This window comes from Paludibacter jiangxiensis, assembly GCF_001618385.1.
Lineage (GTDB): Bacteria > Bacteroidota > Bacteroidia > Bacteroidales > Paludibacteraceae > Microbacter > Microbacter jiangxiensis.
The window spans coordinates 1,150,215-1,165,996 of record NZ_BDCR01000001.1 but is presented as its reverse complement, the minus strand read 5'-3'; the positions used below and the strand labels follow the sequence as shown (position 1 = coordinate 1,165,996).

The window sequence follows — 15,782 nt, the reverse complement described above, 5'->3', positions numbered from 1 at the left end:
TCTGCAGGACACAGGAAACCTGATATAAGAAAGAGTCTTCAGTATTAAGTACACAGTTGTTGGCACCTCGATTGCTCTATCGATTTTTGCCTTCTGATTTCCAGTAGCTGATTTCCGATCATTAGTTCCTAAGTCCTGACCCTTATTAATCATTCGTGTCAAAAATGAAATGTCTCAGACTATCTATATATATCTTCCTTTCCATCCTGCTGTTCATTGCCTGCAACAATGAAATGCTATTAGAAAGAACGCAGTTCACTTACATACAAAAAAACACCATTCCCGATGGAGGGAGGGCCTCGGCCGTCGCCTTTGCAATAGCTGGCAAAGGATATGTAGCATTGGGGCGCAACCGCGACGGCTCTTCCCTCAACGATTGCTGGCAATACGATCCGACAACCGATAGCTGGACGCAAAAAAACAGTTTCCCCGGTAAAGCTCGGGTCAAAGCGATTGCAGCTGTAGCAAACGAATCTGCTTATGTCGGTTTGGGATATTGCAAAGAAACAGGTGATTCATCCGACACTGCTGCTTATCTCAACGACTTTTGGCAATATGATCCGAATCGCGACCTATGGACGCGTAAGGCAGACTTTCCAAGTAATTTTACGGATGCCTGCGCCTGCTTTGTCTATAACAATGAAATTTATGTCGGTTCTGGATTCAACGGGAGTGGCTCTACCTGCAAGTTCTGGAAATATCTCCCTGTAGAAGACCGATGGATACCCCTCAATGCTTTTACGGGCGAAAGCCGTGAAGTAGCGGTAGCCTGTCACGGTGACAACCATTGCTACTTCGGAACCGGATACCAATGCAAGAGTTATAACGACTGGTGGGAATATTCCCCTGAAACCGATAGCTGGAAACAACGGCAACCTATGCCTGACCATGGACGGCAAAATACTCTTGCCATTGCGGTAGGCGATCGTTATTGCGTGTGTACCGGCCGTTACTGGAGAGGTTCGGTTACCGCCAACCAATACCTCCGGGCAGATGTAAAAGAGTTTGATCCGGCACAGAACAAATGGATTGACAGGGGAGAGATACCCAACGGAAAAAGGGAGAACGCAGTGGCTTTTACCATCAACGGAACCGTTTACCTGGGACTTGGAGAAGATGATAACGGACTGGTGAACAATTTCTGGAGCTTTACACCGTAACCACGGAAAAGAATACAAGCTTCTTCTGCAGGTAAAATACCTGGTACTTATTGTTATTGATTACTCAAATGCAAAAACAACTTAGCTTTCTGCTTTTTATTTTATACACCATCACTCCTTTATTTGCGCAAAAGGATAGTCTGCAGTACGATCTACAGCTAATGACACTCACTTCGTCCGGCAAGTATGCTCCTTTTTGGCAACAAAGTATCCGATACGGCTCTGTACTCTCTTCCCCCAATAGCACCAACATTCTGGTCGGAGTCTGCAAGGAACCGGGTAATGCACCGCAACTACTAAAATACGGCTACAAAGCGACCTTGTTACTGCAGACTGATTACAAACAAACTAATACCCGGTTTCAGGAACTGTATGTACAGGGGAAATTATCGGCATTCGATCTGGTGTTCGGACAAAGGGAAGAGTACCTGGGCTGTCAGGATTCTGTATTGTCGTGCGGCGGAATCCTCTTTTCGAAGAATGCACGCCCGATGCCAAAATTAACCGCCGGAATTGAACATTTCACGCCCCTGCCTTACTCCTTCGGATTGCTGGAGGTGAGAGGGGCTATTGCCCACGGTTGGTTCACCGACAACACCTATATGAAAGGAGTTTACCTGCACCATCTCTACGGATACCTCAGGGTCGGAGGCAAGTTGCCAATACACGTCTCGTATGGCGTCGATCATGTGGCACAATGGGGCGGTTACAACGCCGAACAGGGGCGACAACCGAGCGGTTTCGGTGATTTTATCCGAATAATACAAGGTAAGCAAGGCGGAAGTAACGCATTGAATACTGATAAGATAAATGCTTTAGGTAACCATATTATTTCGCAAAGCCTGAAAGTAGAATCCAGACTGGGAGCAGTCAATTTAAGTGCCTATTGGCAAAACATATCGGAGGACGGACCCATCGAATTAATCGGTACTACTATGAATGCTCCGGACGGATTGTGGGGAATTACGTTGCGGACAGAACGCTTCCGTTTCCTAAAGGGTATTCTTTATGAATACCTGCAAACTACCGACCAGTCTGGTCCTATCAATGAAAAAGACGGAATTGTTTATGGTGGAACGGATGGCTATTTTACCAATGGTGTTTATCAATCTGGGTGGAACTATTTTAACCGGACAATCGGAACGCCTTTTATATCTTCTCCATTTTATAATCAAAACGGAATTCTTTATACATCGAATAGCCGGGTGCAGGTACATCATTTTGGAGCTGAAGGAGAACTGTCCGGATGCAGCTACCTGCTGTTGGCCTCCTTCAGTAAGAACTACGGCGCTTATTATGCCCCATTCCCTTCCATGGTCAGAAATACTTCGCTGTTGCTGGAAGTACACAAATCGTTCCCCCGTTTCTACGGGCTGGAGGCCGGATGTTCTCTGGCAGCAGACTTCGGAAAGCTTTACGGCAACTCCACCAGTTGTATGATCACCCTCCGCAAACGAGGGATTCTGACCTGCTACTAAAAACAGCATAATTTTCTGCAGGGATAGCAGTTTGGTTATTCATTATGATGTCTTATAGCATTCCTCCGTCCTGTTAACTCTCTCTGGTCGTTGCCATTGACTCCTTGTTGCTGTGTAGCTAATTACGCGATTAAAAATTGCGTAAGCCAATTAATCTGCCCCATTTTTTTAACCTCTAAAAGCCCAGCAGAATAGACCTTAGAGAAAGAATATTCAGACCTCCCGGGGCGAAATAGGATTGGTTGCATAACTTTCTTGCACTGTGTACAGGGTTCTTAATGGATAGTCTTTCTGGGACAAAAACTGATGTTCTTTTAAATAAATACGACATAACAAACCTGAAGATATTTTCCCTATTTTTGTGGCTTAGAATATTATTCAACAATATCTCTAAGGCACATTTTTATTTATTCTCTATGCTCCATCGCTCTAAAGCTCCTCTTCGTCTCGGTTTAGCAGGAGGAGGCACCGACGTAAGTCCTTACTCCGATCTGTTCGGAGGCGCAATCCTGAATGCCACCATATCTCTTTACGCACACGCTACGGTAGAACCTCTCAAACAACCGAAAGTGATCCTTGAGGCTTTGGACCGAAATGAATACGTGGAACTTAACCTTGATGACGAAGTTGTCATCGACCATCTTCTTCCGCTGCATAAAGGCATTTACAAGCGTATCCGCACAGATTTCATGCACCAGCCTCACGGATTCCGGCTCAGTACGTTTGTGGACGCTCCCGCAGGTTCGGGCTTAGGCACTTCGTCGACGCTGGCTGTGGCCATAATCGGAGCTTTCGTTGAATGGTTCAAGCTGCCGTTGGGGAGTTACGAGATTGCCCGTTTGGCCTACGATATAGAACGCGTCGATTTGGGAATGGCAGGTGGCAAGCAGGATCAGTATGCCGCCACTTTCGGAGGCGTTAATTACATGGAGTTCTTTTCCGATGATAAGGTCATTGTGAATCCCCTGCGTATCGGACACAAATACCTGCGCGAATTGGAGCACAACATGTTGCTCTATTATACTGCCCAAAGCCGTTATTCGTCGGCAATCATCGAAGAACAGCAAAAGAACGTCAAAAGCAATAACAAACACTCCGTCGAGGCCATGCACAAGTTGAAACAACAGGCACTGGACATGAAGAATGCCCTGCTGACAGGTAAAATACACGACATTGGCCATATCTTAGACGAGGGTTTTGCCTATAAGCGACAGATGGCACATGGCATCAGTACGCCAATGATAGAAGAACTTTACACGGAAGCCAAAAATGCAGGCGCACTGGGAGGAAAAATTTCAGGTGCGGGAGGCGGTGGCTTTATGATGTTCTACTGTCCCGACAATGCCAAATACGGAGTAGAGAAGGTGCTGAACAAATTTGATGGTCATATCGTGCGTTACACTTTTGTGGAAGATGGGCTTTACACATGGAGCATCTGAGACAATGGTTAATGGTTAACGAACAACTCATCAATAAAAATGCATGATTTCGAAAATACAACACATATTACAGACCTCTGCCAGGGTCAAAGAAGCAATTGCGGATGATGCAGTAATGACAGATACCATCGCACGGATAGCCGGAATAATGACAGAGGCCTTCCGAAAGGGTAACCGTGTGTACTTTTGTGGCAATGGTGGCAGCGCGGCCGACGCTCAACATTTGGCAGCGGAGTTCTCCGGACGGTTTTACATAGACCGCCCCATTCTACCATCGGAAGCATTGCACTGTAACACCTCCTACCTCACCGCCGTTGCGAACGACTACGGATACAACGAGGCCTATGCACGAATTGCAAGTTCGTTTACCAAAGGTGATGTACTGGTTGGAATTTCCACTTCGGGTAATTCCGAAAATATTGTCAAGGCATTTGAGGTTTGCCGTCAAAAAGGGGTAACCACAGTAGGAATGACCGGCGAAAAAGGAGGCAAGATGGCGCCTTTGTCCGATTTTTGGGTTGGAGTTCCGAGCAATGACACTCCACGCATTCAGGAGGCTCATATCACAGTTGGACATATCATTTGCCAGTTAGTTGAAGAGCAACTTTTCGGATAAGAACGAAGCAGAAATGAAATTGTAGCTGATTCAACAAATAATCAGTTTTCAAATAAACAATCACCTACTACTGTCAACTATATATTATGGAATGTATAATCCTTGCCGGCGGATTTGGTACCCGATTACAAAGCGTGGTCAACGACCGTCCGAAATGCCTGGCACCGATCAGGGAGGTTCCCTTTCTGGCCTATCTGTTCGACTATCTGCATAAAGGAGGTGTCAGCAAAGTGATTCTATCGCTTGGCTACAGGCACGAGTTGGTCGAAGAGTGGTTGCACTCCTTCAGTACGCCGCTGGAAGTCGAGATTGTTGTTGAAAAGGAACCGCTCGGCACAGGAGGTGGAGTTAAATTTGCCCTGGAGAAAGTCACTGAAAACAACGCATTGGTAGTAAACGGCGACACTCTTTTCTCGTTAAATATACGTAAGTTGCTCAAAGCTCATCAGGAGAACGGTTGTTCCGTTACACTTGGGCTGAAACCAATGCATGATTTCGACCGATATGGAAGCGTAACGCTGGCAGAAAAATATATTACTGCATTCCGCGAAAAACAGTTTTGTACAAACGGGCTTATCAACGGAGGTGTGTTTGTGTTGAATAAAGACGCACTCAACGGGATGCCTGACCGGTTTTCTTTCGAACAGGATTACCTCGTTGCGGAAGCGAATAAAAAAAATGTGGGAGGATATGTCGAAGATGCCTACTTCATCGACATCGGAATTCCTTCCGATTATGAAAAAGCACAATGGGAAATACCAGCAATAAATTAAAAGAGAAGCAATTCCTGTTTCTAGACCGTGATGGTGTAATCAATGTTCACCGACCGAATGATTATGTAAAAAACATAGACGAGTTAGAATTTCTGCCGGGAGTGTCCGAAGCGTTGGCTATACTTTCCAAACGATTCAATCGCATCGTGATCGTTACCAACCAAAGGGGTGTGAGCAAAGGCAAGCTGAACGAACAGACGCTGCATGCAATTCACGAATTCATGTTATCCGGGATTAAAGAAAAAGGTGGGCGCATCGACGCGATCTATTACTGCACAGCACATCACGAGGATCATCCCTGCCGGAAACCCAACGGAGGCATGGCTTTGCAGGCAAAACAGGATTTCCCGGAAATAGATTTCTCGCAGAGCATCATGGTTGGCGATAGTGAAAGCGATATCGAATTTGGCAACCGACTGGGCATGACCACTGTGCTAATTAAAAAAGAAAGTCCTGCTTACGCTACACTTGCCGATTTCGAATATGCATCGCTCTTCGATTTTGCATTAAGCGTGGAAAATGAGTAACTTTGCAATTAATACCTAACCAAAATAACCATTGATTCGGCGCTACATTTTCCATATCTCTCGTTGAAAGGGAAAAATGCTTAGATGTAAACTCCGACATTCAAACCAAATTACACTATGAAAATAGTCATTGCAGGGGCTGGAGAAACCGGCTCCCATCTCTCCAAGATTCTCTCGCAAGAGAGTCAGGACATAACGGTACTGGATGCCAATGAAGCAAAACTGAAGCAACTTAAAACCGCATTAAATATTAAAACCGTAGCGGGGAAAGCCATTTCAATTGCCAGTTTGAAAGAAAGCGGAGTAGAAAACGCGGATCTTTTTGTTGCTGTTACTCCTTCTGAGACAGAAAATATAACGGCTTGCGTATTAGCCTCCGAACTGGGTGCAAAAAAGACATTGTCACGTATCGACAACAGCGAATATTTGCTGCCGGAAAACAAAGATTTTTTCCATAAACTCGGAATCAGCTCTATGATTTACCCCGAGCATCTGGCTGCCGCAGAGATTATTAACGCTCTGAAAGCAACCTGGCTTCGCGAATATATGGCTTTTGAAAACGGAGCAATGTTACTGGTTGGAATCAAGGTGCGCTCTAATGCCGAAATTGTTAACAAACAGTTTTCTTCCGGATATTTTGATCATGCCCACTACCGCGTGGTTGCTATCAAACGCCCGGAGCAAACTATTATCCCGAAAGGTAGCGATCAGGTTCTGCCTAACGATTTGGTGTACTTCATCACCTCGCCCGAAGAACTCGATTTTGTGCGCAAACAGGCAGGGAAGGTGGAATATGAAGTTCAGAACATCATGATAATGGGAGGAAGCCGCATCGCTGAATGTACAGCAGCCCAACTGCCGGATCACATGCGTGTGAAACTCATAGAAATTGACAAAGACAAAAGCCACGCGCTCGGCGAAAGGCTCAACAACATATTGGTAATCAACGGTGATGGCCGCGATGTCGAACTACTGAAGGAAGAAGACATTGAAGATATGGATGCCTTTGTCGCACTAACCGACAATTCGGAGACAAATATTCTGGCTTGTTCGGTTGCGAAACGTTTCGGTATCAAAAAAACGATTGCGGAAATTGAGAATATTGAATACATTCCTATGTCTGAAAGTCTGGACATTGGCGCTATTCTCAACAAAAAGTTGCTCACGGCTAGTCACATATACCAACTGACACTGAATGCTAACATTTCTAATGTGAAATGCCTGACGAACGTGGAAGCTGTCGTTATGGAATTTGTTGTTAAAGAGGGCTCTAAAGTGACTCAGAGCAGCGTAAAAGATCTTGATTTACCCAATAATGTGAATATAGGCGGTCTTATCCGCGACGGCAAAGGGATTACCGTGAACGGAAATACCACCATTCAGGCGAATGACCACGTTATCGTGTTCTGCATGAGTGATTCAGTGCGAAAACTGGATGCGTTCTTTCACTAAATGATACCATTTTTACTTGTTGAATAAAGCAGGTAACTGAAAAAAATAAAGGCTGTCCGATACATATCGGCCAGCCTCTATTGTAAGTTTTCGGTAAAGACTATTGAACTGCTTCAGCCAATTCAGCACCGGCTTTGAATTTAGCAACTTTTTTAGCTGCAATGTCAATAGGTTTTTTAGTAGCAGGATTGATTCCCTTGCGAGCTTCCTTTTGAACAATAGAGAAAGTTCCAAAACCTACCAGGCTAACTTTGTCACCACCTTTTAAAGCAGCGGTAATAGCGCCAACAGTTGCATCCAATGCTTTTTTAGCATCAGCTTTTGTTAAGCCGGCTTCAGCAGCAATAGCATTAACTAATTCACCTTTATTCATACTTGTAGTTTTAAAATGGTTAGAAAACAGCGGGTCAAATCCCAAATATTGTTTGCAAAGATAAAACATTCCCTTAACAAAACAACTCAACAACCTTTTTTTTACAAAAAAAGATTGAGTTTATCCAAAAAACATGTTTAAAAGCATAAAAAGGGCTCATTTTTCTCTATTTTTGTTCCAAATTTTCTATTATGACAGACTATAAATCGTCCATTTCGCCTTCATTTCCACCGGTAATTCTCAACTTACTGGTTATAAATTTCTTATTTTGGCTTGCCAGCGTAGTACTTCCGGGAGCTGCAAATATCGATGTAAACACGGCATTGGGGCTGCATTACTGGCAATCGAAAGATTTTCATGCCTATCAATTACTCACGTATATGTTCCAGCATGCTTCGTTCGATCACATCTTTTTTAACATGTTCGGTCTGTTCATGTTCGGTCCGGTATTGGAACAGGTTTGGGGTAGCAAGCGTTTTTTGTTTTTTTACATTTTTACAGGAATAGGTGCGGCACTCACCCAGGAAGTAATGTGGAGTCTCAGCATTTACCCTCAAATCGGTAGTTTTGCTACCAATATTACTTTTGGCGGCATTGAACCGTTAACGGTAGGAGCTTCCGGAGCTATTTTCGGTATCCTTCTGGCTTTTGCAATGGTATTTCCCGATGCAAAAATGATGCTGCTCTTTCTGCCTATACCCATCAAAGCAAAGTATTTTGTTCCCGTATATGCTCTTATTGAACTATTTATGGGCGTTGCCAGTTTTTCAGGCGATAATGTTGCTCACTTTGCCCACTTGGGAGGTGCCTTATTTGGCCTGATACTGATTCTGGTGTGGAAACGGTCGGCACGAAACAGGAATAACTTTTTCTAACCATGTCACTGATAAACGATTTTAACCGTTCATTTCAGCAAGCTACCATGCTAAAAAAGCTGATTTACGTCAATGTTGGCACTTTCATTGTCGTCCAACTGGCTCTTATCATATTAAAATTGTGCGCGGTTGAAGCACCAGTATGGCTATCGTTTCTCGAATTGCCGTCAAACCTGAATGCGCTGGCCATTCGCCCCTGGACAGTCATCACCTACATGTTTTTGCATACGGATATCCTGCATATCCTATTTAATATGCTGTGTCTGTTCGGATTTGGCCAGCTGTTTCTTTTGTGTTTTTCGCCCAAACAGTTGTTTGGAGTTTATATCTTCGGAGGAATTGCCGGCGCTGTTGTGTACATAGCAGCATTCAATTTGTTCCCGTATTTTACTCTGGTAAAGGACAGTACTCTTTTATTGGGAGCCTCCGCTTCTATTATGGCAATTATCGTTGCTGTGGCTACATATTCTCCTGATTACGTTGTATCTTTGTTTCTACTGGGTAGAATAAAGCTGAAATACATCGCCATAGTCACTTTTCTTATTAGTTTACTGAGTGTTACTGGAAATAATGCCGGTGGAGAACTGGCTCACATAGGAGGCGCATTGCTCGGTTTTTGGTTTGCAAAAAGAATGAGAGCCGGCAAAGATATTACACGACAGTTCAATCTTTTTATTGACAGAATAATTTCTCTGTTCGAACGGAAACCGCGCAAATTCAAAGTAACAGGCACCCGCCCCAAAACCGATAAAGAATACCGGACGGAAAAACGGGATAACGATGCTGAATTGAACCGTATTCTCGATAAAATAAAGCGTTCGGGATACAGCAGCCTTTCCGGTGACGAAAAGAAGACGCTATTCGACCGCAGTAACAAATAACAATTTGAAGATGTAGGAAATTGAGGATGTAGGGATAAAAGGTTAGTTATTAATTAAATTTCGGATTATCCTACTTCAATAATTCCACGTTTGAGCAATTGCCGATTTCATGAGACAAAGCATCAAAATATTACTTGTTACGCTTAACGTCATTGCTGCCGCCGCCATGCTGCTGGGCAAGCTGACTACCATGGTGAGTCCCGCTCACTGGTTGGTGTTCGCCTACTTCGGACTCTTTTTCCCTTTTATTCTGGCTGTTAACTTTGCTTTCATGCTCTTTTGGTTGTTTTGCAGAAAGTGGAAAGCCCTTTTCATCTCTTTAATTGCCAGTTTTCTTTGTATCAACAACATCTGCAACACTTTTCCGATTCACCTGATAAGGCCTTCGGTAAATGAAGAAGCCTCCAGACTGAAGGTAATGACCTACAATATTGATGCTTTCCGCCAGTTCTCTGCTTCCAAAAAAAGTACGATGGACAGTCTGCTTAGTTTTGTAAACCGAAAAAATCCCGATGTTGTTTGCTTCCAGGAGTTTTATGTTTACAACAAATCAGGAAAAACCACCGAAAAAAATGTACTGAAAGGGCTCCATAAATACCCTTATCATTTTATTCATTATTCTGTTTCGGAAGAGACTTTTGGAGAAGGACTTGCCATCTTTTCAAAATACCCCATTGATTACAAAGGAATTTGCCAGTTTTCGAAAGGTTACTACATGACAATTTATGCAGACATAACGGTGAACTCGAAGACGATACGAATTTTCAACCACCACATGGAGTCGTATAAATTTACGATGGACGAACGTAAGCACTATGAAGATCTTGTGGGAGACTTCAACTCCCACCTGTTCCGCGATGTGATTTTAAAGTTCTCCTCCAAAATGAACGAAGCCTATAACGTTCGGGCAAGACAAGCCGATATTGTAGCAAAAACAATCGCTGAATCGCCCTTCCCTGTTGTTGTTTGCGGTGATTTCAATGACGTTCCGGTATCATACACCTATACTAAAATAAAGAAAGATCTGATTGACACATATGCCTCAGTGGGGACGGGATACGGCAACACCTACAGCCACAAGCTGTTTCCTTTTCGTATCGATTACATTATGGTGGATCCTTCATTTCACCCTATCTCATCACGAGTGGCTCATGTAAAATATTCAGACCACTACCCTGTTATCGCGGAAGTGGCACTCCCATAAAAACAAACACTTAACCGATTAAAAGTTCACTTTATCATGCATCGTTATAAATTATTGATTCCCGTTATTTGCACAATATTAGTGCTTACCGGGTGCAAACATCATGGACGGTTCGACGTAGATGTCGATAAAATCTCTCTCAATGTTCCTATCCACCGGTTTGATAAGGATTTGTATGCACAGGACACTACTCACGTGAAAGAAGCCCTTGAGAGCCTTTCTCAAAAATACGGATCGGCCTACGTTGATCTTTATTTCAGCAAAATCATGCAACTCAACAAGGGTGACAATACCCAAATGCTTACCCTGGCAAAAATGTTTCTGAAAGATACGGTCGTGAGAGGTGTATTCCGCGAATCACTCAGACAATATGCCGATATCTCTGATATTCAGAACAAAGCAACGGATGCCTTCAAACGCATTCACTATTTTTTCCCTGAAAAGAAAATTCCACAACTCTACCTGCACGTATCCATGTTCAACCAATCGCTGGTAGTCGATGAGAACATTATTTCGCTGAGCATTGATAACTATCTCGGGGAAAAATACTATGGCTACCAAAAAGCGGGAGTCTACGATTATCTTCGTTATAACATGCGCCGCGAAAAGGTGGCTCCCGACTTTGTAACCGCTTTCCTGATGACTGAATTCCCGCAACCATATACCGATAAATTTCTTGATAATCTTTTGTCCAGAGGCAAAATAATGTTCGTGCTTTCGGTGCTGATGCCAAACGAACAGCCCGACGTGCTGATGGGTTACACCAAAGCCCAAATGCAATGGTGCAAGGATAACGAAAAGTCGATGTGGCTCAACATTATGGACAATCGTCAGCTTTTCAGCACCGACCCGATGCTTTCTACCTCTTATCTGAATGATGCTCCGTTTACCTCGACCGTTTCGCAGGAATCGCCGGGACGTGTAGGCATATGGATCGGATGGCAAGTTATCAAGCAATACATGGAACGCCACACGAAAGTAACGCTCCCCGAGCTGATGGCCAACAACAACTATCAGGAGATACTGGAACAGTCGGGATACAAACCGTAACCAGATTTGAAAATTTGGAAAACAACGTTCAGCGAAGCTAATGTGAAAATTTGAAGATGAAATCTGCAACAACAGATTGCAATCGTAAATCGTCAATGAGTAAATTGTAAATTACACTCCACACATGGAAAACATAGCACCAACCGACAATACTCCCAAGCGTCTATTCCTTCTGGACGCTTACGCACTGATATACAGAGCATATTATGCTTTTATCAAAAATCCGCGTTTCAATTCCAAGGGGCTGAACACCTCTGCCATCCTTGGTTTTGTCAATACGCTGGAAGATGTGCTGAAACGTGAAACACCCACGCATATCGCCGTTGTGTTCGATCCGTCGGGTCCTACTTTCCGCCACGAAGCCTATGAACACTACAAAGCACAACGGGAAGAAACGCCGGAAGACATTCGGAAAGCGGTACCCATCATTAAAGAAATCGTCGAGGCCTACCGCATTCCGGTTCTTCAGGTGGCCGGTTTCGAAGCCGACGACGTGATAGGAACACTTGCAAAAAAGGCTGAAATAGCCGGTTACGATGTCTTTATGATGACACCCGACAAGGATTACGGGCAGTTGGTGTCTGACCATATTTTCATGTACCGCCCCAAACATTCGGGAGGATTTGAAACCATGGGTCCCGAAGAAGTGAAAGCCAAATTCGATCTCGACAGTCACGAACAGGTGATCGACCTGCTTGGTTTAATGGGTGATGCGTCGGACAATATTCCCGGATGCCCCGGTGTGGGAGAAAAGACTGCCGTAAAACTTCTCAAAGAATTCGGCAGCATTGAAAATCTGCTTCAGAATACCGATAAACTGAAAGGAGCAATCAAAGACAAGGTTGAAAACAACAAGGAGCAGATCGAGTTTTCGCGTTTTCTGGCAACCATTAAAATAGATGTGCCCATCGAACTGCACGAAGAATCGCTGGTGCTGGAAAATCCGGACGAAGAAAAACTCGCGGCACTATATGCTGATCTTGAATTTCGGACACTCCTCACCCGTAAAAATTTATCGGCGACTCAAACACCGACAAGTAAAAATACGCCCAAAGCCGACACACAACAAACATCTCTTTTTGGCGACATAAATCCGGAAACACATGAAATTGAAGTAACAGCTTCGGCTTATAGCCACCTGGCAACCATTGCAACCACACCACATACGTACCGATCTGCTTCCACCGCAGAAGAACGTTATGCTTTGATAAAAAATCTTTTGCAACAAAGCTCCGTTTGCTTCGATACGGAAACCGATTCGCTGGATGTGTTCTCTGCCAAACTGGTGGGCATGTCGTTTGCCTGGAAGGAAGGCGAAGCATACTACGTACCCGTACCGGCAGATCAACAACAGGCACAACAAATTGTGGACGAATTCAAGCCTTTCTTTGCCAACGAAGAAATTGAAAAGATAGGCCAAAACATGAAATTCGACCTGCTGGTACTGGCCAACTACGGCGTAGAGATCAAAGGGACGCTTTTCGACACGATGATTGCCCATTACCTGTTGCAGCCCGAATTGCGGCACAACATGGACTATCTGGCAGAGATTATGCTCACCTACAAAACCATCCATATCGATGAACTGATAGGTTCAAAAGGGAAGAACCAACTTACCATGCGTCAGGTTCCCCTCGAAAAAATCACCGATTATGCTGCCGAAGACGCCGACATCACCTTCCGTCTGAAACAGCGACTGGAACCAAAAATAAAAGAAAACGGACTGGAATCCTTGCTCTTCGACATTGAAATGCCTCTGATGCGCGTTCTTGCCGAAATGGAGCAAAACGGTGTATTGCTCGATGATGTTGCCCTCAAACAGTCGTCTGAAATCCTGACGAATGAGATGTTGAACATCGAAAAGGAGGTACATACCATGGCCGGAATGGATTTCAATATCAGCTCAGCCAAGCAGGTGGGTGAAGTTTTGTTCGATCGCCTGAAGATTATTGAAAAAGCCAAGAAGACAAAGACCGGACAATATTCCACCAACGAAGAAATCCTTGAATCCTTGCGGGGAAAACACCCTGTTGTGGAGAAAATTCTGGACTACCGGGGACTGAAAAAATTGCTGAGTACCTACATCGATGCCCTTCCCGCGTTGATTAATCCAAAGACAGGCAAGGTTCATACCTCCTTCAATCAGGCGGTAGCTGCTACCGGGCGCCTCAGTTCCAGCAATCCGAACCTGCAAAACATTCCGATTCGCGACGAACAGGGCAAGGAAATCCGCAAGGCTTTCATAGCCGAGCCCAATTGTTATTTTCTCTCTGCCGACTATTCGCAGATCGAACTTCGTATTATGGCTCACCTGAGTCAGGATGCCAATATGATTGAAGCTTTCAAATCGGGGCAGGATATCCACGCAGCAACCGCTGCCAAAATATATCATCTTCCGCTCGAAGAGGTAACTTCCGACATGCGTCGTAAAGCCAAGACCGCGAATTTCGGAATCATTTATGGCATTTCCGTTTTCGGCCTTTCCGACCGATTGGGCATTCCCCGTGGTGAAGCCAAAGAGCTGATCGACGGTTATTTTGCCACTTACCCGCAAGTAAAAGAGTACATGGATAATTGCATCGCTAAGGCTCGTGTAGACGGTTGGGTAGAAACCTTGCTGCACCGCAAACGCTACCTGCCGGACATCAACTCTCACAACGCCAACGTGCGTGGTTTTGCTGAACGAAATGCTGTCAACGCACCCATTCAGGGCACGGCTGCCGACATTATCAAGATTGCAATGGTCAACATCAGCCGTCGCTTCCGTGAAGAACAGCTCCGTTCGAAGATGATCCTGCAAGTGCATGACGAATTGAACTTCAACGTAGTACACGATGAATTGTACATTGTAAAAAGCATCGTAACCCGCGAAATGGAAAGCGCCATATCTCTTTCTGTTCCTCTGAAAGTAGACGTTGGCGTCGGACAAAACTGGCTGGAAGCGCATTGATACAGAACCGCATTGGGGAGTTTCCGTTTACCGGTACTTCCCCTGTGTAATTTCTTCGATAATGCTCAGGTAGCTATGATAACGTGAAGGATTAATAGCCAGGGCTTCGACCGCCGCAATAACAGCGCAGCCCGGCTCGTGAGTATGGGTACAGTTGTAGAATTTGCAGTTTTGGGAAGTCTCAAAGATTTCACGGAAATAGTGCCCTGCTTCTTCAGGAGTAACCTCCAGCAAACCGAAACCTTTAATGCCCGGAGTGTCGATAATAAAGCCACCTTCGGGTAGAGGCAGCATTTCGGAAAATGTGGTGGTATGCATCCCCTTGTTATGATACCCCGAAATATCACCGGTTTTCACCTCCACATCAGGCTGTAACACATTCAAAAGCGTAGATTTACCCACACCCGAATTCCCCGAAAGCAGGGTAATCTTTCCCTGCAATTCCGATTTCAATTCTTCAATTCCTTCCCGGTTCAGAGCCGAAATGCGGAAACATTTGTAGCCGATATTTTCATACAAAGCAATCAGAGCATCAAGGTACAGAAGATCGTCCTCTCCGTATAGATCGGTTTTGTTGAAAACCAACACGGAAGGAACTCTGTAAGATTCAGCGGCAGCTAAAAACCGGTCGATAAAAATCGTTGACGTTTCGGGAAGCTTAATGGTAATGATCAGTGCGGCCAGATCGACATTAGCAGCCAGAATATGGCCCTGTTTGGATAGATTGGAAGCACGGCGAATAATTACGTTCTTGCGGTCGCAAATGCCGGTTATCAGCGCAAGAATACCATCTTTCTCCTCCACCACTACCCTGTCGCCCACCACTACCGGATTGGTAGTGCGGATACCTTTTGTGCGAAACGTACCTTTAATCTTACATTCCAACACATCCGATCCGTCATCGGGAAGTACCCAATACGAACTGCCCGTACTTTTAATTACCAATCCTTCCATCAAACGATTTACAATTTAATCATTTACAATTTTCGATTTTATAGAGAACA

At 44.5% G+C, this 15,782-nt stretch carries 14 protein-coding genes; 12 read left to right on the top strand and 2 right to left on the bottom strand.

Going from position 1 to position 15,782, the window contains the following annotated elements; translation table 11 throughout:
- The first annotated feature begins 164 nt into the window (after positions 1–164).
- The 7 genes from PJIAN_RS04405 to trkA all read left to right on the top strand — a co-directional run bounded on the left by PJIAN_RS04405 (position 165) and on the right by trkA (position 7,445).
- On the top strand, positions 165–1,160 hold the full coding sequence (locus PJIAN_RS04405) for a Kelch repeat-containing protein (protein WP_084252256.1): 996 nt from the start codon (positions 165–167) through the stop codon (positions 1,158–1,160).
- A 68-nt stretch (positions 1,161–1,228) separates the two neighbouring features.
- Positions 1,229–2,638: a capsule assembly Wzi family protein gene (locus PJIAN_RS04400; protein ID WP_084252255.1), complete on the top strand. Its 1,410-nt coding sequence runs from the start codon at positions 1,229–1,231 to the stop codon at positions 2,636–2,638.
- A 416-nt stretch (positions 2,639–3,054) separates the two neighbouring features.
- A complete protein-coding gene (locus PJIAN_RS04395; RefSeq protein WP_068702364.1) occupies positions 3,055–4,077 on the top strand; it encodes a GHMP family kinase ATP-binding protein in 1,023 nt (340 codons plus the stop codon).
- 43 nt (positions 4,078–4,120) lie between these two features.
- Complete coding sequence (locus tag PJIAN_RS04390) at positions 4,121–4,693, top strand: D-sedoheptulose-7-phosphate isomerase (RefSeq protein WP_068702362.1); 573 nt, start codon at positions 4,121–4,123, stop codon at positions 4,691–4,693.
- An 86-nt stretch (positions 4,694–4,779) separates the two neighbouring features.
- On the top strand, positions 4,780–5,466 hold the full coding sequence (locus PJIAN_RS04385) for a nucleotidyltransferase family protein (RefSeq protein ID WP_101750724.1): 687 nt from the start codon (positions 4,780–4,782) through the stop codon (positions 5,464–5,466).
- Positions 5,442–5,993, top strand: a complete 552-nt coding sequence (locus PJIAN_RS04380; protein WP_068702359.1) for a D-glycero-alpha-D-manno-heptose-1,7-bisphosphate 7-phosphatase — start codon at positions 5,442–5,444, stop codon at positions 5,991–5,993. The genes PJIAN_RS04385 and PJIAN_RS04380 overlap by 25 nt, the downstream gene beginning before the upstream one ends.
- 117 nt (positions 5,994–6,110) lie before the next feature.
- Positions 6,111–7,445, top strand: coding sequence for a Trk system potassium transporter TrkA (gene trkA / locus PJIAN_RS04375; RefSeq protein ID WP_068702357.1), 1,335 nt, complete (start codon positions 6,111–6,113; stop codon positions 7,443–7,445).
- A gap of 100 nt (positions 7,446–7,545) precedes the next feature.
- Here the strand turns inward: trkA and PJIAN_RS04370 are convergent, their stop codons facing one another.
- Positions 7,546–7,887, bottom strand: coding sequence for an HU family DNA-binding protein (locus PJIAN_RS04370; protein ID WP_262496832.1), 342 nt, complete (start codon positions 7,885–7,887; stop codon positions 7,546–7,548).
- A 119-nt stretch (positions 7,888–8,006) separates the two neighbouring features.
- Between PJIAN_RS04370 and PJIAN_RS04365 the strand changes: the two genes are divergently transcribed.
- From PJIAN_RS04365 to polA, 5 genes are all read left to right on the top strand, one after another.
- Complete coding sequence (locus PJIAN_RS04365) at positions 8,007–8,693, top strand: rhomboid family intramembrane serine protease (protein WP_439951396.1); 687 nt, start codon at positions 8,007–8,009, stop codon at positions 8,691–8,693.
- A gap of 2 nt (positions 8,694–8,695) precedes the next feature.
- A complete protein-coding gene (locus PJIAN_RS04360) occupies positions 8,696–9,574 on the top strand; it encodes a rhomboid family protein (protein WP_068702353.1) in 879 nt (292 codons plus the stop codon).
- Positions 9,575–9,683: 109 nt separating this feature from the next.
- Positions 9,684–10,778 (top strand): endonuclease/exonuclease/phosphatase family protein, encoded by a 1,095-nt coding sequence (locus tag PJIAN_RS04355; protein WP_068702351.1) that lies wholly within the window; start codon positions 9,684–9,686, stop codon positions 10,776–10,778.
- A 36-nt stretch (positions 10,779–10,814) separates the two neighbouring features.
- Positions 10,815–11,828 (top strand): gliding motility lipoprotein GldB, encoded by a 1,014-nt coding sequence (gene gldB / locus PJIAN_RS04350; protein ID WP_153802484.1) that lies wholly within the window; start codon positions 10,815–10,817, stop codon positions 11,826–11,828.
- A gap of 124 nt (positions 11,829–11,952) precedes the next feature.
- Entirely contained in the window at positions 11,953–14,778 is a 2,826-nt protein-coding gene (polA, locus tag PJIAN_RS04345) for a DNA polymerase I (RefSeq protein WP_068702348.1), read from the top strand.
- 27 nt (positions 14,779–14,805) lie between these two features.
- Here polA and rsgA read toward each other — a convergent pair whose 3' ends face one another.
- Entirely contained in the window at positions 14,806–15,732 is a 927-nt protein-coding gene (gene rsgA, locus PJIAN_RS04340) for a ribosome small subunit-dependent GTPase A (RefSeq protein WP_068702346.1), read from the bottom strand.
- Between the last annotated feature and the right edge of the window lie 50 nt (positions 15,733–15,782).

Excerpts from the sequence above, each read along its gene's own strand:
- PJIAN_RS04405 (WP_084252256.1), top strand. The coding sequence starts at position 165 with ATGAAATGTCTCAGACTATCTATATATATCTTCCTTTCCATCCTGCTG.
- PJIAN_RS04400 (WP_084252255.1), top strand. The coding sequence starts at position 1,229 with ATGCAAAAACAACTTAGCTTTCTGCTTTTTATTTTATACACCATCACT.
- PJIAN_RS04395 (WP_068702364.1), top strand. The coding sequence starts at position 3,055 with ATGCTCCATCGCTCTAAAGCTCCTCTTCGTCTCGGTTTAGCAGGAGGA.
- PJIAN_RS04390 (WP_068702362.1), top strand. The coding sequence starts at position 4,121 with ATGATTTCGAAAATACAACACATATTACAGACCTCTGCCAGGGTCAAA.
- PJIAN_RS04385 (WP_101750724.1), top strand. The coding sequence starts at position 4,780 with ATGGAATGTATAATCCTTGCCGGCGGATTTGGTACCCGATTACAAAGC.
- PJIAN_RS04380 (WP_068702359.1), top strand. The coding sequence starts at position 5,442 with ATGGGAAATACCAGCAATAAATTAAAAGAGAAGCAATTCCTGTTTCTA.
- trkA (WP_068702357.1), top strand. The coding sequence starts at position 6,111 with ATGAAAATAGTCATTGCAGGGGCTGGAGAAACCGGCTCCCATCTCTCC.
- PJIAN_RS04370 (WP_262496832.1), bottom strand. The coding sequence starts at position 7,887 with ATGTTTTATCTTTGCAAACAATATTTGGGATTTGACCCGCTGTTTTCT.
- PJIAN_RS04360 (WP_068702353.1), top strand. The coding sequence starts at position 8,696 with ATGTCACTGATAAACGATTTTAACCGTTCATTTCAGCAAGCTACCATG.
- PJIAN_RS04355 (WP_068702351.1), top strand. The coding sequence starts at position 9,684 with ATGAGACAAAGCATCAAAATATTACTTGTTACGCTTAACGTCATTGCT.
- gldB (WP_153802484.1), top strand. The coding sequence starts at position 10,815 with ATGCATCGTTATAAATTATTGATTCCCGTTATTTGCACAATATTAGTG.
- polA (WP_068702348.1), top strand. The coding sequence starts at position 11,953 with ATGGAAAACATAGCACCAACCGACAATACTCCCAAGCGTCTATTCCTT.
- rsgA (WP_068702346.1), bottom strand. The coding sequence starts at position 15,732 with ATGGAAGGATTGGTAATTAAAAGTACGGGCAGTTCGTATTGGGTACTT.